At 55.9% G+C, this 20,566-nt stretch carries 24 protein-coding genes; 12 read left to right on the forward strand and 12 right to left on the reverse strand.

The window, feature by feature from the left end; translation table 11 throughout:
* The first annotated feature begins 65 nt into the window (after positions 1–65).
* On the forward strand, positions 66–989 hold the full coding sequence (locus tag SYC_RS06080) for a bile acid:sodium symporter family protein (protein ID WP_011243458.1): 924 nt from the start codon (positions 66–68) through the stop codon (positions 987–989).
* Between the two features lie 34 nt (positions 990–1,023).
* On the opposite strand, the gene SYC_RS06085 is transcribed toward SYC_RS06080, so the two are convergent.
* Positions 1,024–3,207 (reverse strand): SulP family inorganic anion transporter, encoded by a 2,184-nt coding sequence (locus SYC_RS06085; RefSeq protein ID WP_011243459.1) that lies wholly within the window; start codon positions 3,205–3,207, stop codon positions 1,024–1,026.
* A 112-nt stretch (positions 3,208–3,319) separates the two neighbouring features.
* Between SYC_RS06085 and SYC_RS13815 the strand changes: the two genes are divergently transcribed.
* Complete coding sequence (locus SYC_RS13815) at positions 3,320–3,457, forward strand: hypothetical protein (protein ID WP_155813899.1); 138 nt, start codon at positions 3,320–3,322, stop codon at positions 3,455–3,457.
* Here SYC_RS13815 and SYC_RS06090 read toward each other — a convergent pair.
* The 5 genes from SYC_RS06090 to SYC_RS06110 form a co-directional block, all read right to left on the reverse strand.
* A complete protein-coding gene (locus SYC_RS06090; protein ID WP_231621356.1) occupies positions 3,451–4,026 on the reverse strand; it encodes a response regulator in 576 nt (191 codons plus the stop codon). The two genes, SYC_RS13815 and SYC_RS06090, sit on opposite strands and share 7 nt — an antisense overlap.
* A gap of 313 nt (positions 4,027–4,339) precedes the next feature.
* On the reverse strand, positions 4,340–4,891 hold the full coding sequence (locus SYC_RS06095; protein ID WP_011243461.1) for a phycobiliprotein lyase: 552 nt from the start codon (positions 4,889–4,891) through the stop codon (positions 4,340–4,342).
* 71 nt (positions 4,892–4,962) lie between these two features.
* On the reverse strand, positions 4,963–5,247 hold the full coding sequence (locus SYC_RS06100) for a hypothetical protein (protein ID WP_011243462.1): 285 nt from the start codon (positions 5,245–5,247) through the stop codon (positions 4,963–4,965).
* Positions 5,248–5,272: 25 nt separating this feature from the next.
* Positions 5,273–5,872: a DUF3177 family protein gene (locus tag SYC_RS06105; protein WP_011243463.1), complete on the reverse strand. Its 600-nt coding sequence runs from the start codon at positions 5,870–5,872 to the stop codon at positions 5,273–5,275.
* A 124-nt stretch (positions 5,873–5,996) separates the two neighbouring features.
* Positions 5,997–6,224 carry a Calvin cycle protein CP12 gene (locus SYC_RS06110; RefSeq protein WP_011243464.1) on the reverse strand — a complete coding sequence of 76 codons (228 nt, stop codon included), beginning with the start codon at positions 6,222–6,224 and terminating at the stop codon, positions 5,997–5,999.
* A 232-nt stretch (positions 6,225–6,456) separates the two neighbouring features.
* On the opposite strand from SYC_RS06110, the gene SYC_RS06115 reads away from it, so the two are divergent.
* On the forward strand, positions 6,457–7,653 hold the full coding sequence (locus SYC_RS06115) for an FIST signal transduction protein (protein ID WP_011243465.1): 1,197 nt from the start codon (positions 6,457–6,459) through the stop codon (positions 7,651–7,653).
* Here SYC_RS06115 and SYC_RS06120 read toward each other — a convergent pair.
* Positions 7,549–8,730, reverse strand: coding sequence for a metallophosphoesterase family protein (locus SYC_RS06120; RefSeq protein ID WP_011377545.1), 1,182 nt, complete (start codon positions 8,728–8,730; stop codon positions 7,549–7,551). The genes SYC_RS06115 and SYC_RS06120 overlap by 105 nt on opposite strands.
* A 75-nt stretch (positions 8,731–8,805) precedes the next feature.
* On the opposite strand from SYC_RS06120, the gene trmB reads away from it, so the two are divergent.
* From trmB to SYC_RS06150, 6 genes are all read left to right on the forward strand, one after another.
* Positions 8,806–9,447 carry a tRNA (guanosine(46)-N7)-methyltransferase TrmB gene (gene trmB, locus SYC_RS06125; RefSeq protein ID WP_011243467.1) on the forward strand — a complete coding sequence of 214 codons (642 nt, stop codon included), beginning with the start codon at positions 8,806–8,808 and terminating at the stop codon, positions 9,445–9,447.
* Between the two features lie 30 nt (positions 9,448–9,477).
* Entirely contained in the window at positions 9,478–10,881 is a 1,404-nt protein-coding gene (locus tag SYC_RS06130) for an IctB family putative bicarbonate transporter (RefSeq protein ID WP_011243468.1), read from the forward strand.
* 161 nt (positions 10,882–11,042) lie between these two features.
* A complete protein-coding gene (locus SYC_RS14150; RefSeq protein ID WP_265575058.1) occupies positions 11,043–11,165 on the forward strand; it encodes a hypothetical protein in 123 nt (40 codons plus the stop codon).
* 444 nt (positions 11,166–11,609) lie between these two features.
* Positions 11,610–11,834, forward strand: a complete 225-nt coding sequence (locus tag SYC_RS06140) for a DUF751 family protein (RefSeq protein ID WP_011243469.1) — start codon at positions 11,610–11,612, stop codon at positions 11,832–11,834.
* 51 nt (positions 11,835–11,885) lie between these two features.
* Positions 11,886–12,299 (forward strand): 30S ribosome-binding factor RbfA, encoded by a 414-nt coding sequence (gene rbfA / locus SYC_RS06145; protein WP_011243470.1) that lies wholly within the window; start codon positions 11,886–11,888, stop codon positions 12,297–12,299.
* The gene (locus SYC_RS06150; RefSeq protein WP_011377544.1) at positions 12,296–13,924 is read left to right on the forward strand and encodes a glycoside hydrolase family 3 protein; all 1,629 of its coding nucleotides are present in this window, start codon (positions 12,296–12,298) and stop codon (positions 13,922–13,924) included. Before rbfA ends, SYC_RS06150 begins: the two co-directional genes overlap by 4 nt.
* Before the next feature lie 59 nt (positions 13,925–13,983).
* Here the strand turns inward: SYC_RS06150 and SYC_RS13820 are convergent, their stop codons facing one another.
* Positions 13,984–14,220 carry a hypothetical protein gene (locus tag SYC_RS13820; protein WP_155813902.1) on the reverse strand — a complete coding sequence of 79 codons (237 nt, stop codon included), beginning with the start codon at positions 14,218–14,220 and terminating at the stop codon, positions 13,984–13,986.
* A 103-nt stretch (positions 14,221–14,323) separates the two neighbouring features.
* Complete coding sequence (locus SYC_RS06155; protein ID WP_011377543.1) at positions 14,324–15,286, reverse strand: bile acid:sodium symporter family protein; 963 nt, start codon at positions 15,284–15,286, stop codon at positions 14,324–14,326.
* A 119-nt stretch (positions 15,287–15,405) separates the two neighbouring features.
* On the opposite strand from SYC_RS06155, the gene msrB reads away from it, so the two are divergent.
* The gene (msrB, locus tag SYC_RS06160) at positions 15,406–15,933 is read left to right on the forward strand and encodes a peptide-methionine (R)-S-oxide reductase MsrB (RefSeq protein ID WP_407830096.1); all 528 of its coding nucleotides are present in this window, start codon (positions 15,406–15,408) and stop codon (positions 15,931–15,933) included.
* Here msrB and SYC_RS06165 read toward each other — a convergent pair.
* Both SYC_RS06165 and SYC_RS06170 read right to left on the reverse strand, forming a co-directional pair.
* A complete protein-coding gene (locus tag SYC_RS06165) occupies positions 15,924–17,057 on the reverse strand; it encodes an MlaD family protein (RefSeq protein WP_011243474.1) in 1,134 nt (377 codons plus the stop codon). The two genes, msrB and SYC_RS06165, sit on opposite strands and share 10 nt — an antisense overlap.
* A gap of 27 nt (positions 17,058–17,084) precedes the next feature.
* On the reverse strand, positions 17,085–17,876 hold the full coding sequence (locus tag SYC_RS06170; RefSeq protein WP_231621357.1) for an ABC transporter ATP-binding protein: 792 nt from the start codon (positions 17,874–17,876) through the stop codon (positions 17,085–17,087).
* Positions 17,877–18,312: 436 nt separating this feature from the next.
* Between SYC_RS06170 and SYC_RS06175 the strand changes: the two genes are divergently transcribed.
* Complete coding sequence (locus tag SYC_RS06175) at positions 18,313–18,873, forward strand: DUF3611 family protein (protein WP_011243476.1); 561 nt, start codon at positions 18,313–18,315, stop codon at positions 18,871–18,873.
* 114 nt (positions 18,874–18,987) lie between these two features.
* The gene (recA, locus tag SYC_RS06180) at positions 18,988–20,058 is read left to right on the forward strand and encodes a recombinase RecA (protein ID WP_011243477.1); all 1,071 of its coding nucleotides are present in this window, start codon (positions 18,988–18,990) and stop codon (positions 20,056–20,058) included.
* A gap of 245 nt (positions 20,059–20,303) precedes the next feature.
* Here recA and SYC_RS13990 read toward each other — a convergent pair whose 3' ends face one another.
* Positions 20,304–20,468, reverse strand: a complete 165-nt coding sequence (locus SYC_RS13990) for a hypothetical protein (RefSeq protein WP_011243478.1) — start codon at positions 20,466–20,468, stop codon at positions 20,304–20,306.
* Positions 20,469–20,566: the final 98 nt, after the last annotated feature.

Here is a 20,566-nt window from a genome sequence, read left to right on the forward strand (position 1 = left end):
CAGGCACCAAAAATTGCAGGACGAGAACGATACAATCGCCTCCATCCTGTTCGGCCTCTTCCACCATGCAATCCAGTTTTCTCTCAGCGGTGCTACTGCCGCTGGCGCTTGTGATCATCATGTTTGGCATGGGCCTGACGCTGACGGTGCAGGACTTTCGCCGGGTTTGGATTGCGCCCAAGGCCGTGGCGATCGGCTTGATCGCGCAGCTCGTGATGCTGCCCCTGCCGGGATCTGCGATCGCCTCGCTGACGCCCCTCTCTCCCGAGCTCGCCGTCGGGGTAATTATTTTGGCGGCTTGCCCTGGTGGCCCAACCTCTAATCTCTTTACTTTTTTGGCGGCGGGGGATGTTGCCCTTTCGATTACACTGACCGCCATCAGTAGCCTCATCACCGTTTTCTCGATTCCCTGGGTCGTCAACCTCGGGCTCCAAGCCTTTTTAGATCAGACATCGACCTTTCAGCTACCGTTTGGCCCCACGGTGGTTCAGATTGCCGTTGTTGCGATCATTCCAGTTGTTTTGGGCATGCTCGTCCGGCACTATGCCCCCCAGCTAGCCCAGCGCACCGATCGCAGCCTGCGTTGGATTTCGACCGCTTTTCTGGCTGCGGTCATTGTTGGTTTCTTTGCCCAAGAACGGCAGAATATCCTCGCCTTCTTCCAGTCCGTGGGGGGCGTTGTACTTCTTCTCAATCTGTTGGCCATGGCACTGGGAGTTGGTCTAGCTAGCCTGACTCGCTTGGGCTACGCCCGTGCTACCACGATCGGCCTTGAAGTCGGTATCCAAAACGGAACCTTAGCGATCGCGATTGCGGCCTCTCCCACGCTCTTAAACAATCCAGCAATGGCCATTCCAGCAGCCATCTACAGCTTAGTGATGTTTATGACAGGAGGTATTTTTGTCTGGCTGCGCCAACGCTATCAACCTACACGGGCTGTTCAAACAGCAGCAGAAGTGCCCGCAGCAGTAGGCTCACATCTCGAATAACAGCAGCCAGCATTGTTGAGAGAGTGGCGAAACTCTAGGCCTGCAAGTAGTGCTGCCGCAGTTGTTGATCCTGCAATTGCTCACTCTGGCGGTGCAGTAGCCAACGGTAGAGCGCGATCGCAACAGTGGGATAGCTGGCCTCAAGTTCAGTCAAAGCCGCACGGTTTAGCCCGTAGACCATACATCGACCCACGGCGATCGCTGTTTGAGGCTGGGTATCTCCGCGTAAAAACGCGAGTTCACCGCAGGGGCTGCCTGCCAGCACTTGACGGGCATCCCATGCCTCAGTGGCTTGCAGATGCAATTCACCGCGTTCTAGCCAGTAAATAGTATCCGCGCGATCGCCCTGTTGATAGAGCACTTCACCGTCTTTCAGTTGCGATCGCTGCCAGAACTGCAGTGGGACATCACAGTCATCGGGAAGTGCTAATAATTCTGGTAAGAGCAAAGCAAACGGTAAACTTTTGGGCCGTCTTGCATACTGATCCAGCAGTTTGGCTTCCGCAGCTTGTAAGGCTGTATTCAAATCAGGAAATTGCTGATGCTCGGGTAGTAGCTGCAAAAATGGTCGCAGGGGTTTCTGATAGTCGCTGGCGATCGCCGCCACCCAAAGTTGAATCGATTGCGCTTGCAATTCCACGGCAAAGCGGCTGAAGACTTCAGCCGTTGAGGAATCCGCTCCTGTCACGGCTTGATAGTCCAACAGCACTAAGTTGATTGAAACCTTACTTTGCTGCAGGCGATCGCGAACTGTTGACACAATCCGGCGAGCCGTTCCAAAGAATAGGTAGCCTTGGAGCGACACCACTTGGAGCACAGCACCGCGCCGCCGCAGAATTGATTGTTGCGTTTCTACCCGCTCAATATTGCTGTGGAGATAGGCACCAGTCGCCATTGATCGGATGGCAGGAGCACGACAATAACTAACAACAAAGGTCAAGCTACTGAAAACAATGCCGGCGGTAATTGCCTCTAGAAATCCTCCGACAATACTAATACCTAAAATCGCGATCGTAACCCAATATTCCCGTTGAGGTAGCAGTCGAATCGAGCGAAACACCCAGCGATCGATGTAGACCAATCCGATGTTAACCAGGAGACCCGCCAAGATGGGCTTACACAACCAAGACGCTAAGTCTCCAAGGGCGATCGCAATCAACATTAGAACCGCAGCAACCCCAGCCGCCAGAGGAGTTGAGGCACCAGCCAAGCGGTTTAAGGTACTGCGGCTACCGGAGAGTAAGCCGGGGGAAAAGCCCCCGAACGGCAACATAATCAGGTTTGCAAGCCCCGTTCTTTGCAATTCCTGATTGAGATCCAGCTCTCGTTTTTCAACGTTTTCGAGGCTACTGAGATTGAGCGTTAGCGAGATTGCCGCCAGCAAAATCAGAACTGGGATCAGGGCAATCTGCGGCAGCAGCAAAGCCCAGTCGATGCTAGGAATTCGGGGCCAATCCCAAAAGAAGACGATGCGAGGGGCAAGCGGCGGCAAAAACCAGCCGAATTGCGCTGCCTCTGCAAGGGAGTAGCCCAAACCAACCCGCACCAACTGTGCACCTACCAAGCCAGCTAGCAGCAGGACTGGCGTAATCCAAACACGCTTCGATCGCGTGCCCAATTGCCAGAGCAACAAGCCAAAGACGACTGCAACCAGGATTTTGGCAGCCGAATCCACGCTCCAGAGGCGTTCTAAGGTTGCCCCAGAAATCTTGAAGCCCAAGGCAACATTCAGCCCCCCGGTCAGTAGCAGCCAACCCGTCGCCGCTAAAAAGCCCCCCACAACCGGGTACGGAATGTAGCGCAACCATTCGCCAATTCCACAGCGACCCATTAACCAAAGCGCCACCCCAATACAGGCTGTGGCCACAACCCAGTAGATCAACAGGGTCACGCCCAACATGCGGGTGTCTGCCAAGGCTTCTGACTGACTGATGGCTGCGGCGATCACAGCCAACAAAGAGTAGATCCGTGAGTCCGGCGTCGCCAAACCGTAGGGCAACCCACGGCGATTCACAGCAAAAAAATTGAGACAGGCCGTACTGATCAAGAGTGCTGCCAGACCTGAAGCCAAGTAGGGACTCAGGACATTGCTATATATCAGCAAGCCGGCAGAAATGTTTTCACCCAGTAGCAATAGACCTGAGACAAGTCCTGCCAAGATGTTGCGCAACGGTGCTGACTTCAGATCAGCGATCAGCCGTTGCCCTACCCACGCCATCAGAAGTACTGGCTAAAGTCTGCTTGGCAATCCTAACCTCTGACTAGTTCGGTGGCTGACTTTCCCGAATTAAGCCTCTAAGCTCAACACAGAGGTTTTCTGCGAGCAAGTCATGACGCCTTCCCGTTGGGGTTCTCTGATTGTTGTAGCGATCGCTGTCGGGCTCGCGATCGCCTTCAACATCGATGAACTCGCTGCCTTGATTGGCGCGACCGAAGCCAAGGAAGAGGTGCAAACGCCGGCTCAGTAAGGGCGTCCCCGGTAGGTCCGCTGAGCCTTAGGGGCTGGAGGAACAGAGGGTTCAGCCACTGATGGTGCAGGGAGTGCAACCGTCTCAGTCGCTTCAGCTTTGGGTTCCAACAACTTCGGCAGAATTTGAATCAGGGCCTGTTGATCGAGATTCGGCAATCCCAAAACACCACTGGTACGCCCCAGTGCTGTCAGTAAATCTGTCAACAGCGAATCGGTTTGGAAGGCTGGCAACAAATCCTGAGCCCCTTGAGACATCGCCCAACGCTGTTCAGATTCCGCGATCTGGGTCTGAGTACTGTTAGTTAACAGAACCTTGACGCTGGGGTGTTGCTCCCGGCAAAACCGACAGAAGGCAAAGGGATTCATACCTTCTGTAGCCATGTCAACAATGATCAAGTCGGGCAGGGTGAGACCTGCTGAGGCCATTTGTCCCAACATATTGCTGAGATCAACATCTGCTCCTTCTTTGATGACCGTAATTGATTGAGAGGCCAACGCCGTGGACCAAACCTCAGATTGGAAGGGGTCTACTTGGACGAGAAGTGCAGTCTTAGAAGTAGCAGCCATGGGAAAGGCAATGAGGTTGGATTCGTTAGAACCCGAATGTGCTGAAGAGTACATGGGTTTAAGGAGCAAGTGAATGCCGGAAGCGGGTAGTATTCGGAGTTCTAACAAAGATTACTCAACCGAACCGGTCATGATGAACAGTTTGGCTCTTGCCTTCTCAAGAAGCGTAGGGGGCTCAATATTTTTCTGATAGAGAAATATCTATTGGTAGGTATTTATGTATATTTTGCAACCAACAAGAGCCTGGCCTCAAAGGAGTTTGGTAAGAAACTCTTAGTCAATTAGAAGACGAGTACGCTCGGGACGGTCAAACCTAGGCAAGCCGTTGTTCTAAGTATTGACCAATCATAATTTCTTCACCTGCCCGAGAAATGATGGTCTGGCGGGTGCGGTAATGCTGTCCAATCAGACGGCATTCTTCCTCAAAACTAGAGCCCCCATACTCACTGCGCAGAGTCAAGGTATCAGGGTTGCTGAGCTGGAACTGGGCAACTACAGGGTTACGGGTGGCAAAGCCACTGTCTCGGTAGAGGCGATCGCCCAGGACGCCAAAAACGGTGCGTCCAGTTTGGGTCTTACCTTCTGGCCCTTGGTATTCGCTGTGCCAAGTGACGCAAGCTCCGCAGAGTAGGGGCACATCCAATTGGTGGAGGGCCGCTAATTCCAGCAGGTCACCATCACCTTGGGTGAGGGCTGTGACCCCAATCGTGCTGATCACCTCTTGTACATCGCCACTTTTGAGGGTGTAGTAACGACGCTGGGAATGCCATTGTCCGTGCGATCGCTGGAAGTAATCTTCAACAGCAGCGAGGGGTGCAGTCAGCAAGCGATCGGGCATGCGAGACTCCTGGTTACGTGCCGGCATGCTAAGAGCGACCTCTTGCGAACGGATGTAACCATCGTAACAATTTGTTAAATTTGTGGGCGATCGATCGCCTATTTCGCTTCCAGTGCAGCAGCAAAATCTGCCCAAGTCTGCGGAGGAGCGAGAGGCTGCTCCGCATTGTAGGGACTGCGAAAGCGCTGCACTGACTGGATCGTCGCCGACGCCGGAAGCACAGGAACATCCGGGTCAAAGTCTGTCGGCTGGGTCAGCGAACTGGAGAAGCCTCGAAAGACCAGCAACTCGACCGCTTTGCCCTGATCCTCGGCCAAAACCCGCAAGACCCAATCCCGGTGGCGCAGGCTGTACTGCTCTAGCTGATGAATCGGTAGTGTCATGGGCAGCGCTTCCTCTCCAGTGGCCCTAGAGGGCGCAGCGACCTTGACGGGGCAGGCGAGTCAGCAGGAATTGCACCAAGCACAGCCCGTAGACCACAAGCCCAAAAACCCCAAAAAAGCTGATTAGGCCCGGTTTATAACCACTCAACAGCCATTCCCGCAGGCCATAGGGTGGCGACAGCCAAAAATTACAGACGGCATCTTGAACGATCGCCTCACGGGGCAAAAAGCTGCAGGGTAGCGATCGCGCGCTGAGGATCAAACCAAAGCCTGAATAGACTGTGACCGCCCAGCGCCAAGCGGTGAAGCCCAGCCGCAGCGGACGGAAGCGAGGTAGGTCCTCGACTTCTTCGTTCAAATCCACCCAGAACCACAGGCTGATTGGAATCAGTAGTCGCGCTAGGAATCCTGTCAGAAAGCTGATCGGCAGGGCTGCCACCATCATCAACACGGTGATCGCCAACAGACTGGCAACCCGCCAGTAGATCAGCATCAGCCGCTGAATCGCTTCCAGTTTGCTGAACAGCGACCAGCCCAGCAGCACCAAGGGGATGAAGACCAAAATCAACACGGCGAGGCGATAGTCCGTCCACACCAGCGATCGCAGCAGGGTTTGCGAAATCATGCGTTCCTAGCCAGCAGAACAGCGCGATCGCCCCAGCAAGGCTCAATCACGCAAAAGGCTCAGGAAATTCTTCCCAAGCCTGTCGATCAGCATACCGCCCGTGGGTGAGCGTTGATTGAGGTGACTAGTCGTCGTAGATCAGGCACTCAGCGGCATCGGGATTTTCGCTGCAGTAGTCACCGAAGAACGGTTCAGTCTCAGACTTTTGTTGCCGTTGGTGGGCGGCTTCAGCTTGCAGCTCTTCAACGGCATCCCATGCAGCCGCTGCATCCGGTGAGGTCGCGCCTTTCTCTTCACTGATAGCGTGGGCCTCTTGCCGGGCCTGTTCAATTTTTTCTTGAATGTCGCTCATGCGGATGACCTTCTCAGCACCGTAGGGCGGAGTTTTGCTCTCCGCTCAGTCACCATCACACTAGCAAACGCTGTCCGCTTTTTGTGCGATCGCCCAAGGGTTCCAGCCGCGAGCCACAATCCATTGGAATTGGTCATCCCCTTGGTTCTCTCGCTTCCCCCAAGAGCACACACAGGAGAGTATCGTCAGAACAGGCAGGTAATGCTCTCGGTCTTTTGCGATCGCCACGCCCATGCAGTGGAGTTGTGCTCTCTCAACCCGTCCTTCCTTGGAGCTTGCGCTGCAGGAAGTGGTGGCGCAGGCTTGTTCTGACCTGTCTGTTGCGCCTGATCTAGGCCTGATTTTCGTTTCAGCCAGCTTTGCCAGCGATTTTCCACGGCTGCTGCCGCTGCTGCAGGAAAAACTGCAAGTTCCCCGTCTGCTGGGCTGTTGTGGCGGTGGCATCGTCGGCACTCAGCAGGGTACCGGCGTGGAATGTGAGCAGCAACCCGCACTGACGCTGTTGTTGGCCAGTCTACCCGGGGTGCGAGCAACACCCTTTCACCTCAGCCCCGAGGCGCTGCCGGATCTCGATAGTCCACCCCAAGCTTGGATTGAAGCGATCGGGGTCAATCCCAGCGATGATCCTCAGTTCCTCCTGATGGTCGATCCCTTTAGCGCCAAGATTGAGGATCTGCTGCAAGGGCTGGATTTCGCCTATCCCGAGGCCGTGAAAGTGGGCGGATTGGCCAGTGGTTTGGGGGCAGAGTCAGCGATCGCCAGCTTGTTTTTTCAAGACCGACAGGTCGATGGCGTGATTGGGCTAGCCCTCAGTGGCAATGTCCAGCTGCAGGCGATCGTGGCTCAGGGCTGTCGTCCAGTTGGCCCGCTTTGGCATGTGGCAGCGGCGGAGCGCAACATTCTGCGGCAACTTCAGACCGAAGACGAGGAACCGATCGCCGCGCTGCAAGCCCTACAGTCAGTCCTGCGTGATCTCTCCCCTGAATTACAGCGATCGCTCTGTGTGGGCCTGGCCTGCAATTCTTTCCAAACGGTATTACAACCGGGCGACTTCCTGATCCGTAACCTGCTGGGGTTTGATCCCCGCACTGGTGCTGTAGCAATCGGCGATCGCATTCGAGTTGGGCAGCGGCTGCAGCTGCACGTACGGGATGCCCAGACAGCGGCGGATGACCTCGAGCGGCAACTGGGGCAATGGTGCCGGCAGCATGCGACAAAACCAGCAGCTTCCCTCTTGTTTTCCTGCTTGGGGCGCGGCAAGCCCTTCTATCAGCAGGCCAACTTCGAGTCGCAACTGATTCAGCATTACCTCTCAGAGCTGCCCCTAGCTGGCTTTTTCTGTAATGGCGAAATCGGCCCGATCGCTGGCAGCACCTACCTGCATGGCTACACATCGGTGCTGGCTTTGCTGTCGGCCAAAACTCACTAGCGCCAGCGAGACCTGATTGTCGATCTGCTGAGCGCGACTGTAGCGCTGGAAATAGGCCCGCACCTGAGCAGGCGCATCGGCCAAGCTGACCGTAGTATCACCGTCAGCCACCCCCGCCCAGAAATTCCGCAACATCGGCAGGAGAGCGATCGCCTCCGCCTCCGATAAATTCAACGGCTCATGGGTCAACAGGCGGATCAGGTAGCTCTGACTGCGATCGCCCATCCATTCCCGCGAAAACGTTTGTAAATCAGTCTGATCCGGTAGCGATCGCACCCGACGGGACTCTAGTTCTAGTTGCCAACCTTCAGCGGCAGGTTGTACGGTTCCGAGTCGGTAGGGATGGGGATAGCTGACCAAGGAACCGGTCGTGACTTCCCAGAGAGCACCTTGCTGACTGGTGGCTTGGATGTGGAGGTGGCCTGTGAAGATCACCGAGACGCTGCCCGCTTCGAGGATTGATCGCAATTCCTCGGCATTTTCTAAGATGTAGCGCTGACCAAGCGGATGCTGCTGTTGATCGGGCAGATGCTCCAACACATTGTGGTGAATCATCACCCAGCGTTGGCTAGCGGTGGAAGTGGCGAGTTCTTGTTGCAGCCAGTTGAGTTGCGCGCAATCGACTCGCCCCCGATGCAGTTGATGGCCCGCTTCATCAAAAGCGATCGAATTCAGCGCAAACAGATCGAGATCCGGTGCGATCGTGCAGCGATAGTAGGGGCGATCGCTCGTGAAGCCAAAGTCTTGATAGAGCTCGACAAACTCGGCCACACCGGTGCGATCGCGATCGCTCGCTGCGGCGGGCATATCGTGGTTGCCCGGCACCACATAGACCGGATAGGGCAACTGGCGCAATTGTTGCAGCAGCCACTGATGGTTTTCCCGCTCCCCGTGCTGGGTTAAATCCCCCGGCAGCAACAGGAAGTCCAAATCCAGCGCTGCCAGTTCTGTCAGGATTTGCTCAAAAGCCGGAATGCTGCACTCAATCAAATGGAAGCGATGGGGATGGTGCCAAATTGTCTGCGGCAGTCCAATGTGGAGATCGCTCAGCAGCGCAAATCGAAACGCTCGGTTCATTGCCATCCCCTCAGCTATCGAGCCCGATTCTAGGCGAAGCTAGGTCGAGTCCGTTGTCTTCAGTTGCAAGCATTCATGGCCAGAGTTCGCGTTCGGCAGCACGTCAATCCGCTCTCTCAGAAATTCCAAGTGGTCACGACTTGGCCGGATTGGCAACAGGTCTATGCGGACTGCGATCGCCCGCTGCATTTGGATATTGGCTGTGCTCGCGGGCGCTTTCTGCTGGCAATGGCGACAGCACAACCTGAGTGGAATTATCTGGGGCTGGAAATTCGTGAGCCGCTGGTAGATGAGGCGAACGCGATCGCCCGCGAACGTGAACTGACCAATCTCTACTACCACTTCAGCAACGCCAATTTGGACTTGGAACCGCTGCTGCGATCGCTGCCGACAGGGATTTTGCAGCGGGTCAGCATTCAGTTCCCGGATCCTTGGTTCAAGAAACGCCATCAAAAGCGACGCGTCGTCCAGCCGGAACTGGTGCAAGCCCTCGCGACTGCGTTACCTGCTGGTGCAGAGGTCTTTCTGCAATCCGATGTGCTGGAAGTGCAGGCAGAGATGTGCGAACACTTTGCGGCGGAACCCCGCTTTCAGCGCACCTGCTTGGACTGGCTGCCGGAAAATCCGCTGCCCGTCCCGACCGAGCGCGAAATTGCCGTTCAAAACAAACAGTTGCCAGTCTACCGTGCTCTCTTCATTCGGCAGCCAGCGGACTAAGCTCTTAAGGCAAGCGTTGACGCGATCGCGATGACTGTCTGGCAAACTCTGACTTTTGCCCATTACCAACCCCAACAGTGGGGCCACAGCAGTTTCTTGCATCGGCTGTTTGGCAGCCTGCGAGCTTGGCGGGCCTCCAGCCAGCTGTTGGTTTGGTCTGAGGCACTGGGTGGCTTCTTGCTTGCTGTCGTCTACGGTTCGGCTCCGTTTGTGCCCAGTTCCGCCCTAGGGTTGGGGCTAGCCGCGATCGCGGCCTATTGGGCCCTGCTCTCGCTGACAGATATCGATCTGCGGCAAGCAACCCCCATTCACTGGCTGGTGCTGCTCTACTGGGGCGTCGATGCCCTAGCAACGGGACTCTCACCCGTACGCGCTGCAGCTTTAGTTGGGCTGGCCAAACTGACGCTCTACCTGTTGGTTTTTGCCCTAGCGGCTCGGGTTCTCCGCAATCCCCGTCTGCGATCGCTGCTGTTCTCGGTCGTCGTGATCACATCGCTTTTTGTCAGTGTCTACGGCCTCAACCAATGGATCTACGGCGTTGAAGAGCTGGCGACTTGGGTGGATCGCAACTCGGTTGCCGACTTCACCTCACGGGTTTACAGCTATCTGGGCAACCCCAACCTGCTGGCTGCTTATCTGGTGCCGACGACTGCCTTTTCTGCAGCAGCGATCGGGGTGTGGCGCGGCTGGCTCCCCAAGCTGCTGGCGATCGCTGCGACAGGTGCGAGCAGCTTATGTCTGATCCTCACCTACAGTCGCGGTGGCTGGCTGGGTTTTGTCGCCATGATTTTTGTCTGGGCGTTATTAGGGCTCTACTGGTTTCAACCCCGTCTACCCGCACCCTGGCGACGCTGGCTATTCCCAGTCGTATTGGGTGGACTAGTCGCGGTGCTCTTGGTGGCGGTGCTTGGACTTGAGCCGTTGCGCGTGCGCGTGTTGAGCATCTTTGTGGGGCGTGAAGACAGCAGCAACAACTTCCGGATCAATGTCTGGCTGGCGGTGCTGCAGATGATTCAAGATCGGCCTTGGCTGGGCATCGGCCCCGGCAATACCGCCTTTAACCTGGTTTATCCCCTCTATCAACAGGCGCGCTTTACGGCGTTGAGCGCCTACTCCGTCCCGCTGGAAGTCGCGGTTGAGGGCGGACTACTGGGCTTGACGGCCTTCGCTTGGCTGCTGCTGGTCACGGCGGTGACGGCGGTGCGGCAGGTGAGCCGACTGCGGCGCGATCGCAATCCCCAAGCCTTTTGGTTGATGGCTAGCTTGGCCGGTTTGGCAGGAATGCTGGGTCACGGTCTGTTTGATACCGTGCTCTATCGACCGGAAGCCAGTACGCTCTGGTGGCTCTGTATTGGAGCGATCGCGAGTTTCTGGCAGCCCCAACCTTCCAAGCAACTCCCTCCAGAAGCCGAGCATTCAGACGAAAAAATGTAGCGGGCTCCCCAACAAATTCCTGTGCACCCGACTGGATCCACCACCTAACCTGGATCCCAAAGGTATCCGGTGGATCTAGGGTCATAACGAACTCCGACCGCGATCGCGTCCGCGAACTGAACCTCCATCGCACCGAAGCGATTCGTTATCGTGAAGAGCCAATGCTAGAGCGGGCTGCCGAAGCAGTTGGGCTGGAAGCAGGCTCAGAAGCCACCCGCATCCAAGGCAAAGTTCAGCCGACCTTCCGCAAAGACTACGATCGCCACGGCGGCTCTGCCAGCTAAGTCAGCGCTGGGTTAGTTGTCATAGCAGTCCGCAGACAAGTTAGGACAACTTCATAGAGGGACTCGCTCAGAGTCAACAGCCGCTGTCCGTGGGGGTGCGCAATCACCCCCACACCCACGCACTGGGGGACTCGACTCCCCCAGGCCCCCCGCAACAAGATTTCGGATAAGGGGCATCGGCTGAATCGCGATCGCTGCGGGTAAAACTAGCCGGTGTTAGCCATGGGTTTGAGACTAATCGGCACGGGGCAAAACGTCCTGATTTATTTGCTCAATGTGATAGGTTACATCGTCAAAAACAAGGCCCAAGAGGTAGGAAAAATCACGACCGCCCAAGTCCGAGGGCTTTGCTGTTGGGAGCGACCTAGGGCAGACTAGACAGAGCATTGCTGTGAGCCAAAGCGCTTCAATTGCTGCGGCTGTGGGTTTTTCGGAGGTTGCCAAATGAAAGACTTTTTCGTCAATGTCCTCCGCTATCCCCGCTACTTCATCACCTTCCTGCTGGGTATTTTTTACTCGATCTACCAGTGGGTGCGGCCGATGGTTCGCAACCCAGTCGCGGCTTGGGCGCTGCTAGGCTTTGGAGTTTCGACATTGGCGTTCTTGAGTTTGACGCTGCGGGCCATGTTGGGACAGGCAATCGGCGAGCCTGGCAGTCTGGGCGGTTAGGCTGGGACAGAGAAGCAATAACTGCAAAGCAGGCAAAGAGGGCGAAGGACGATGGCAACCAATCGTCGGGTAGAACGAGTCGCGTCACTGATTAAGCGCGAAGTCAGTCAGATGTTGATGAGCGGTATTAAGGACGATCGCGTTGGGGCAGGCATGGTCAGCGTCACCGATGTGGTGGTATCGGGCGACCTGCAACACACCAAGATTTTCGTCAGCATCTACGGCACGCCCGAAGCCAAAGCCGAAACGATGGAAGGGCTGAAATCAGCTGCTTCCTATGTGCGCAGTGAGCTAGGGCAACGGGTTCGTCTGCGGCGCACGCCCGAAGTGATCTTTGTGGAAGACAAAGGGTTGGAGCGCGGTACGCAAGTGATTTCGCTACTGGAACAATTGACGCGGGAGCGCGAAGCTCGCGAAGCGGCTCAGGCTGCGGCTGGTGTTGTGGACTCGACTGAAGACGCTTGAGCGATCGCTTCCTACCGGATTGGCAGACACTGAGCCTAGAGCAGCAGATTGCCCAGTTGCTGGTGGTGCGTACTTCTGGCGCGTACTTCGATAGTCAAATCGCCTATCCGCAGTACGAAGCGCTCCGCGATCGCCTCCAGCATTGGATTGGTGAGTTGGGAGTTGGTGGGGTCATTCTGCTGGGTGGCAATGCTGCCGAAGTGGCGCTGCGCTGTCAGCAGTTGCAGGAGTGGTCACGCGTACCGCTGTTGATAGCAGCAGATATTGAGGAAGGAGTTGGTCAGCGCTTTGCTGGTGCAGTCCAGTTTCCGCCACCACTAGCGCTGTCTGCGATCGCTGCACAAGATCCGGAGCGTGCTCAACAACTGGCTCGATCATTTGGTGAAATTACCGCGACAGAAGCGATCGCGATCAGGCTGAACTGGGTTCTCGCCCCGATCGTGGATATCAACAACAATCCCGCGAACCCCGTCATTAACGTCCGCGCCTTTGGGGAAGATCCAGAAACCGTTAGCCAACTAACGACGGCGTTCATCGCTGGTGCGCAGCAATTTCCTGTGTTGACCACCGCCAAGCATTTTCCGGGCCATGGCGACACGGCGACAGATTCGCATCTGGAATTGCCGCAAATTCCCCACGATCGATCGCGGTTAGAGGCGGTAGAGTTGGAACCCTTCCGCCGCGCGATCGCCGCTGGCGTAGATGCGGTGATGACGGCACATCTCTCGATTCCTGCACTCGATCCTGACTATCCGGCGACACTTTCACCTGCTGTTTTACAAGGTTTACTGCGGCGTGAGCTGGGTTTTGAAGGGCTGATTGTCACCGATGCCTTGGTGATGCAAGCGATCGCCGCACATTACGGCCCCGGAGAAGCAGCACGACTGGCCTTTGAAGCGGGCGCGGATATTCTGCTGATGCCGGTTGACCCAGAAGCGGCGATTCAAGAAATTGCCAAAGCTATTCGAGAAGGACAGATTACTTACGATCGCCTGGAACAATCACTCGCACGGATTTGGCGAGCCAAACAGAAGGTCTGCGGAGCACGGCCTGCTTCATTCTTGCCTCATGCCTGGGAACAGGAACCGGCGATCGCAATTGATTTAGAAGCGGTTTCTCAACCCAAACATTGGGCGATCGCGGCAGAAATCCTAACTGCTTCACAAGAGCAACAAGGTCAACCCTTAGCTCCGACAGCAGGAGTCAATCTGATCGTCGGCGATCGCCTTCTACAAGCCCCTTACTTGAGTGGTACAGCAGCAGCGCGACAACTTCCCAGCCAACATGGGTTGCGCTTACAAATTTGGGATACCGAAACCGGCACAACACCAACCCTGACAGAACCAACGTTGGTGCAGTGGTTTATTCGCGGTAATCCATTTCGGGGCAGTGCCGGCGCGGATCAAGTCGTGGAACGATTGTTGCGGCAACTGCTCACACAGGATCAGCTACTGGGCTTAGTGATTTACGGTAGTCCTTACATTTGGCAGCAATGGCGATCGCAACTTCCACACGATCTACCCGCCATCTTTTCCTACGGACAGACTGCTCAGGCGCAAGCGATCGCCCTACAATCAATTGTTCAATCTATAGATTGCTCGCAAGCCAAGGAATTCACAACCTAAACAATCAACGCAATCCCACGCAGAGCTTCCTTCTCTAATACTTCCAATCATTAATAGCCTTAATAATTAACAGATCGACGTGGAAGTTTATTTGCAATTTCATATAGATATTCTTGTGAAAGAGTATCAGAAAGGCCAGCTACTGCAATAAGCGCTATAAAGTTAAAGAAAAAGCCTGCAAGAAACCACGAAGTGGTGTTGTGTCCTTTAGAGCCTGCAACAGTTGAGCAGAACAATCCAAAGATACAGCCAGCGGTTGCCCATGAAATAAAGAAGGTAATCAGTAGTTCTTGCATGGTCTATTTTAATTGCAAATTGATCAATATTTAATGTATCTCAGAAGAACAGAAAATTAAACTCTATAAACGATTATTTAAAGTCTAAAAACAAAACACTACATTACATTGTCAAGCTATTGTGCGGCTGCACTGCTTCCGATTGGCGCTGAGCTTGCGATCGCCAGATCACGGCTAGGAAGCTGCCAACCAGCGAATGCATGACCCCAGAGATCGCACCAATTGCGGCGGCGAGTGGTAACAGCGGAAAGGCTTGCCGAGCCAAGATAATTGCCAAACCGGAGTTTTGCATCCCGACTTCAATCGCGATCGTGCGAGCGATCGCTTGGGAATAGCCAAAGAGTTTGGCAAAACCAAAACCGAGGGCAAACCCGAGGCTATGCAGCAAAAAGACCCCCAGCAGCATCTGCCGTCCCTGCTGCACAATCGCCTCGGCATTGGCCGAGAAAGTGGCAGCACAGATCAGGCAAATTCCCACCACGGATAGCAACGGTGCGATCGGGAGAACCTGCCGTACGAGTCGCGGTGTCCAACGGTTCAAAGCAACCCCGATCGCCACCGGCAGAATCACCACTTGCAAGGTTTGGGCAAACAGGAGCCAGCCATTGACCGGCACATAGGCACCCGCCAGGAACTGAGTCAGCAAGGGCGTCATCACCACGGCAGCTAGGGTTGAAGCCAGCGTCATCACCACCGACAGTGCCACATCAGCCCGCGCGATGTAGGTAATCAAATTCGAGGCCGTGCCACCAGGACAGGTGCCGACCAAAATCAGGCCCACAGCTAGCGCGGTCGGAAGTTGCAATGCAGCCCCGATCGCCCACCCTAGGAACGGCATAATCAAGTACTGGGCGCAAAAGCCCGTCAAGACGGCTCTTGGCAGGCGACTCACTCGTTGAAAGTCGTCGAGGCTGAGGGTCAAACCCATCCCCAGCATCACCAGAGTCAAGATCAAGACCGGCAGATTTCCCTGATTCAGCCCAATGAAAATCTGCGGCCAGCGCAGCGCGATCGCGCCAATCAACAGCAGCCAAAACGGGAACAGATTGGTGAGGCGATCGGCCATAGTTCTCTGCACACTCTGGCTAGAGACTGAGTGAACAGATGGCGATCGTCAAGCATCAGTCCAGGTTTCTCTGCAAAATCGCCACAATAGAGAGCGATCGCTCTTGTTTAATCGCTGCCATGACTGCTGCTGCCCCAACTCTCTCGCGTCGTCGTCTCCTGCTCGGTTTGGTCAGTGCTGGCGCTGGGGCGGGGGGATTTCTGTTCTGGCGTCAGTCGCGATCGCCGCTTTCCAGCACGGATGCTGTCTATCCCATGCAGCTAAGTGAGGCTGAATGGCAGCAACGCTTGTCTCCCGAGGCCTATGCAGTCCTGCGGGAAGCCGCGACAGAACGGCCTTTTACAAGCGATCTTTTGGCAGAAAAACGAGTCGGTCAATACTGCTGCGCTGGCTGCGAGCAGCCTTTGTTTGAGTCCGCCGCCAAGTATGAGAGTGGAACGGGCTGGCCCAGTTTTCGCGAAGCGATCGCGGGCAGTCTCGGTTTCCAAACCGACTACAAACTAGTGGTTCCGCGCACGGAATACCACTGCAGCCGCTGCGGTGGACACCAAGGCCATGTTTTCAACGATGGACCCGCCCCCACCGGCAAACGCTTCTGCAACAACGGCGTGGCGATCGCCTTCGTACCCGCTGCTGATCAGGGCTGATTAGGGCGCCGCACCACGGCTTCACCTGCGGGCGACTCACTGACGGGCAACAGTGGCAAAGATTTGAGATCCGTGACTTGCTCTTGCAGAGCACCAGTCGAAGACAGCAGCCGGCCCAGACTGTTGATCAAGCGCCGAATGTTTTCAATCACCGCAGGGTCGCCGGTCAGACGGTTGAGGTCTGTGGTGATTTTCTGTGCATTTTGAAAGGTAATCCGAGCCGAATCCAAGGTCTGTTGCAAGGTCAACAGATTCTCAGGCGAGTTCAAGGCCGTTGAGACATCGCGGATATTGCGCGAAGCCACCGCTAGGTTGGCGGACAGTTCATTTAAGTTGTCGACCAGCTTGCCGCTATTCGCCTTGTCAATTGCTGGTTCCAGGCTGTTCAGAATGTCTTGCAGTTCCTGACTGGAACTTTCGAGATTAGTCAGAGTCGTGCGCACAGACTGTCGGTTTTCAGCGATTGCGGCTTCCACTTGACTCGCCGCCCCTTGGGCAGCATTTAAGGTCTCACGCAGGGGCGGGATCTGTTGCTGCAGTGAGCTACTGAGTTGGCGAATACTGCGAGCGGCTTCGCTGGCATCGCGACTGGTTTGACTGAGGGTATTGACTAGCTTGGCCTGCTCAATCTCCGAGACCAGCGTGGCGATCGAGGTCAGGATGCTGGCAAAACTAGCGGACTGCGCTCCCTCGACAACGCTGCCATTGCAAAGAATCACGGCGCGATCGCAGTTAGGCGATCGCGGCTGGGTTTTAGCCAGAACCTCAGCAGGAATGTTGCGCTTGGGCTCAATCGTCAGGTTGGGACTACCCAGCAATGACGAGATCTGCGCGGAAATGACAGAATCGCGGGGAATTGCCAGACTGGCTGGCTGAATCTGGATGCGGACCAGAACACTGTTGCTCTGGGCAGTGATGTCTATGACTTGGCCGACCTGAACGCCGCGGTAGATCACTGGCGTCCCAACGGTCAGTCCGGCCGTATCGTTAAATTCCACAATGACGTCATAGCGGTCTTGGCCTAAGCTGACGCCTCGCAGCCAAAAGATGAGACCCGCCAAAGCACCGACTCCGGCCACGAGCATGAGGCCCACACTGCCTTCTCGGACCACCCGCGATCGCATCGTTACTGTTCCTCCGGTTGATCGAGGCTAGGTCGCGACTTGAATGGGCCCGTCGATGCGACCACTCAGGAATTGACGCACGTAGATGTTATCAGTCTCGTCCAGCGCTGCGGCAGTTCCCTGCCAACAGACTTGGCCGCGATAGAGCAGAATCAGGCGATCGGCGGTGCGACGAGTCGTGCTTTCTTGGTGCGTGACCACCACGTAGGAGGCCTGGGGTTGCTGCTGCTTGAGACTGCGCATCAGGTCTTCGACCACAGTGGAGGCGATCGGGTCGAGGCCTGCCGTCGGTTCATCGTAGAGAATCAGCGATCGCCCACCGGACTCTTCCAGCAGGGTACTGATGATCGCTCGGGCAAAACTAACGCGTTTGCGCATGCCTCCCGACAGTTCAGATGGCATCAGATGAGCAATGTTGGGCAGCCCTACACTGTCGAGGCTGCAAGCAACGTAGTGCTCAATTTCAGCAGGGCTGAGGCGGGTGTGCTGGTAAAGATAAAAGCCCACATTTTCACCCACGGTCAACGAATCAAACAGCGCCGCTTGCTGAAAGACCAAGTTGATCGGGAAGGGATTGGGCTGTTCGGTAATCGGAGCGGTACGCTGCTGACCTGCTACCCAGACTTCTCCCGAGTCCGGCAAGATCAAGCCGCTAATAATGCGCAGAATGGTTGACTTACCCGTCCCCGAGGGGCCAAGAATGCCGATCGCCTCTCCGGGATAGATGCTGAGGTCTACCCCGTCTAGCACCATTTGCTTGCCAAAGGCCTTACGGACATTGCGCAGTTCGACTAGCGGCTCAGCATCACGGCTCGACATCAGCGTAGGGGCAAAGATTGCCCATATTTTAGGGAAGGTCGCAGCGATGCGCGGCCACCTGGCTGACTCCCCTGTGCACCAGCCCATTTTTAGTGGAGCGATTAGGAGAATTCGCAACGGGGCAATTTCAATCAATTCCTGTTATCAACAGAGGGGCACTGCCAAGCGCAGGGCGATTACCTGCTCCACAGTGCTGGCAGTGATGTTTCAAAAGTGATCCGTCGCTTCGACAGGTCACGATGCTGCACGTACGATCAAGAGCGTGGGCGGCTGTCTGCCATCCTGCTTTGAGGTGCAGCTGGGGCTATCGGTGCTGGACTGCAGTGCACCCCTCTCTTCTGAGGGCAGGGAGAATCAAACGGCGGCGATCGCTCCGAGTTTCTCTCCCAACGTGCAAGGAGAGACTGTCAATACAAACAAAGGCTAGGCATTGTCTGTGGATAAAGTTGTTCTCCAGCAAATTGCGACCCAGTTTCGGCTCTTGGGCTGGGGGGCTTTTTGGGTCCAGGTCACCCTAGCAGTCGTCACCTTCGGGGTGTTGATGTTCAACAACTTGGGGCGGGCACTCACCCGCGATCGCATCATTGGTCTGGGTCCTGGCCTATCGCTGACATCACTGGCCTTGGTTGTTTTGGCTTACACCACTTACCACGCCTTTCGCTACGTCAAGCTGGGTCAGCGCCTCAATGGGGACCCGTTGCGCCGTCCTGGCCGGGTTGAAACCCGAAATTTTGTAGTGCGGGGCATTTGGGCCAACGTTGCCGGTCTGTTGTTATCCGTGATGGGCTATCAAGCCTTGGCGGGCAGTCTGACGTTCCAGGCATCGATGCAGCAGCCGGGCTTTACAGGCCTGAACAACACCATGGGGAACAACGCGATTACATCGCTGGAAATGTTCTCCATGCTCTCTAACACCCAAGTCCTGACAGGACATGTGGTCTCCCTCCTTGTCAGTCTTTGGCTGCTGCGGATTCTCTCGCCCAGTACCAGTAGCTAAGTCAGCGCGAGCCTTTGAGGACACCCTTCGCTAGTCCTCGAATGGTTGGGCTGCGATCGCCCGTAGTGATCGAAGAGCCGTGTAATAACATAGAGGCCACTCCCCGAGACCCCTATGGCTAGCAAATCTGACGCGATCGCTCCAGAGAAGGAAAAAGCCCTAAATCTCGTGCTCAGTCAGATTGAGCGCAATTTCGGCAAGGGGGCAATCATGCGCCTTGGCGATGCGGCTCGACTGCGGGTCGAAACGATTTCCACGGGTGCGCTGACGCTTGATTTAGCCCTGGGCGGCGGTCTACCCAAGGGGCGGATTATCGAGGTCTACGGCCCTGAAAGCTCGGGTAAAACTACGCTCACGCTCCACGCGATCGCAGAAGTCCAAAAGCAGGGTGGGATCGCCGCTTTTGTAGACGCGGAGCATGCTCTCGACCCGGTTTACGCCACCTCCGTAGGGGTGGACATTGACAATCTGCTGATCTCGCAGCCTGACACCGGCGAGATGGCCCTCGAGATTGTCGACCAGCTCGTGCGATCGGCCGCCGTCGATATCGTCGTGATCGACTCGGTGGCAGCCCTCGTTCCCCGTGCCGAAATTGAAGGGGAAATGGGCGACGCCCAAGTGGGTCTGCAGGCTCGCCTGATGAGCCAAGCGATGCGGAAAATTACAGGCAACATCGGCAAATCGGGTTGCACGGTTATCTTCCTCAACCAATTGCGCCAAAAAATCGGTGTCACCTACGGCAGCCCCGAGACCACCACAGGCGGTCAGGCCCTGAAGTTCTATGCGTCCGTCCGCTTAGATATTCGCCGCATTCAAACCCTGAAGAAGGGCACAGAAGAGTACGGCACCCGTGCCAAGGTCAAGGTCGTCAAGAACAAAGTGGCACCGCCCTTCCGCATTGCTGAGTTCGACATTCTCTTCGGCAAGGGCATTTCTACCCTCGGTTGCCTGGTGGACTTGGCGGAAGAAACCGGCGTCATCCTGCGCAAAGGCGCCTGGTACAGCTACAACGGCGACAACATCGGCCAAGGGCGCGACAACACAATCACCCACTTGGAAGAGCATCCTGACTTCCGGGCAACGGTCGAACAGCAGGTGCGCGAAAAATTGGCCCTCGGGGCTCAAGTTTCGGCCAACACAGTCGGGGCAGCGCCTGCCAAAACCGCTGAAGACACCGACAGCTAAGTTGCTGCAGTCATCGTAACGATTTTTCTCAGCCTCCGGCAGGATTCGTCCGCCTGGGAGTTGAGGAAACTCACGGCAGCTCTAGCAGTCAGCACTGACTCTAGGGCTGCTCAGTAATTCCCATCAGAGAAGCCACAGCTACCTCTCCGTTCCCTGCACAGCAAAAGTCCCCGATCGCTGACCGAGGACTCGACTTTTTGGCAGTAATTAGAGTTCAGGCGTCGGCACTGCGATCGCGGCTGAATCTAGGCTGCTTCGCTGGTTTCGTTGCCTTTTTCTTCGTTGTTTTGGCTGTTGGCGAACGGAGACGGGCGGCGGCCACGGCTGCGCAGGTTCCGCTTACGGAACTTACGGGCGTAGGCTTCGTTACGTAGAGCTTTTTCTTTTTTCAGGTTGCGGCGCTTCGCCATGGTGACCTCTCGCGAAAGAACGGTGCGGACTGTCAAACAAAACCGACAGGGGCAAGGGGCTTAGACAGTGGCGATCGCCCAGCCATGCCCACACGAAC

Source organism: Synechococcus elongatus PCC 6301 (assembly GCF_000010065.1).
Classification (GTDB): Bacteria; Cyanobacteriota; Cyanobacteriia; order Synechococcales; family Synechococcaceae; genus Synechococcus; species Synechococcus elongatus.

Excerpts from the sequence above, each read along its gene's own strand:
- SYC_RS06080 (WP_011243458.1), top strand. The coding sequence starts at position 66 with ATGCAATCCAGTTTTCTCTCAGCGGTGCTACTGCCGCTGGCGCTTGTG.
- SYC_RS06085 (WP_011243459.1), bottom strand. The coding sequence starts at position 3,207 with ATGGCGTGGGTAGGGCAACGGCTGATCGCTGATCTGAAGTCAGCACCG.
- SYC_RS13815 (WP_155813899.1), top strand. The coding sequence starts at position 3,320 with ATGACGCCTTCCCGTTGGGGTTCTCTGATTGTTGTAGCGATCGCTGTC.
- SYC_RS06090 (WP_231621356.1), bottom strand. The coding sequence starts at position 4,026 with ATGGCTGCTACTTCTAAGACTGCACTTCTCGTCCAAGTAGACCCCTTC.
- SYC_RS06095 (WP_011243461.1), bottom strand. The coding sequence starts at position 4,891 with ATGCCGGCACGTAACCAGGAGTCTCGCATGCCCGATCGCTTGCTGACT.
- SYC_RS06100 (WP_011243462.1), bottom strand. The coding sequence starts at position 5,247 with ATGACACTACCGATTCATCAGCTAGAGCAGTACAGCCTGCGCCACCGG.
- SYC_RS06105 (WP_011243463.1), bottom strand. The coding sequence starts at position 5,872 with ATGATTTCGCAAACCCTGCTGCGATCGCTGGTGTGGACGGACTATCGC.
- SYC_RS06110 (WP_011243464.1), bottom strand. The coding sequence starts at position 6,224 with ATGAGCGACATTCAAGAAAAAATTGAACAGGCCCGGCAAGAGGCCCAC.
- SYC_RS06115 (WP_011243465.1), top strand. The coding sequence starts at position 6,457 with ATGCAGTGGAGTTGTGCTCTCTCAACCCGTCCTTCCTTGGAGCTTGCG.
- SYC_RS06120 (WP_011377545.1), bottom strand. The coding sequence starts at position 8,730 with ATGAACCGAGCGTTTCGATTTGCGCTGCTGAGCGATCTCCACATTGGA.
- trmB (WP_011243467.1), top strand. The coding sequence starts at position 8,806 with ATGGCCAGAGTTCGCGTTCGGCAGCACGTCAATCCGCTCTCTCAGAAA.
- SYC_RS06130 (WP_011243468.1), top strand. The coding sequence starts at position 9,478 with ATGACTGTCTGGCAAACTCTGACTTTTGCCCATTACCAACCCCAACAG.
- SYC_RS14150 (WP_265575058.1), top strand. The coding sequence starts at position 11,043 with ATGCTAGAGCGGGCTGCCGAAGCAGTTGGGCTGGAAGCAGGCTCAGAA.
- SYC_RS06140 (WP_011243469.1), top strand. The coding sequence starts at position 11,610 with ATGAAAGACTTTTTCGTCAATGTCCTCCGCTATCCCCGCTACTTCATC.
- rbfA (WP_011243470.1), top strand. The coding sequence starts at position 11,886 with ATGGCAACCAATCGTCGGGTAGAACGAGTCGCGTCACTGATTAAGCGC.
- SYC_RS13820 (WP_155813902.1), bottom strand. The coding sequence starts at position 14,220 with ATGCAAGAACTACTGATTACCTTCTTTATTTCATGGGCAACCGCTGGC.
- SYC_RS06155 (WP_011377543.1), bottom strand. The coding sequence starts at position 15,286 with ATGGCCGATCGCCTCACCAATCTGTTCCCGTTTTGGCTGCTGTTGATT.
- msrB (WP_407830096.1), top strand. The coding sequence starts at position 15,406 with ATGACTGCTGCTGCCCCAACTCTCTCGCGTCGTCGTCTCCTGCTCGGT.
- SYC_RS06165 (WP_011243474.1), bottom strand. The coding sequence starts at position 17,057 with ATGCGATCGCGGGTGGTCCGAGAAGGCAGTGTGGGCCTCATGCTCGTG.
- SYC_RS06170 (WP_231621357.1), bottom strand. The coding sequence starts at position 17,876 with ATGTCGAGCCGTGATGCTGAGCCGCTAGTCGAACTGCGCAATGTCCGT.
- recA (WP_011243477.1), top strand. The coding sequence starts at position 18,988 with ATGGCTAGCAAATCTGACGCGATCGCTCCAGAGAAGGAAAAAGCCCTA.
- SYC_RS13990 (WP_011243478.1), bottom strand. The coding sequence starts at position 20,468 with ATGGCGAAGCGCCGCAACCTGAAAAAAGAAAAAGCTCTACGTAACGAA.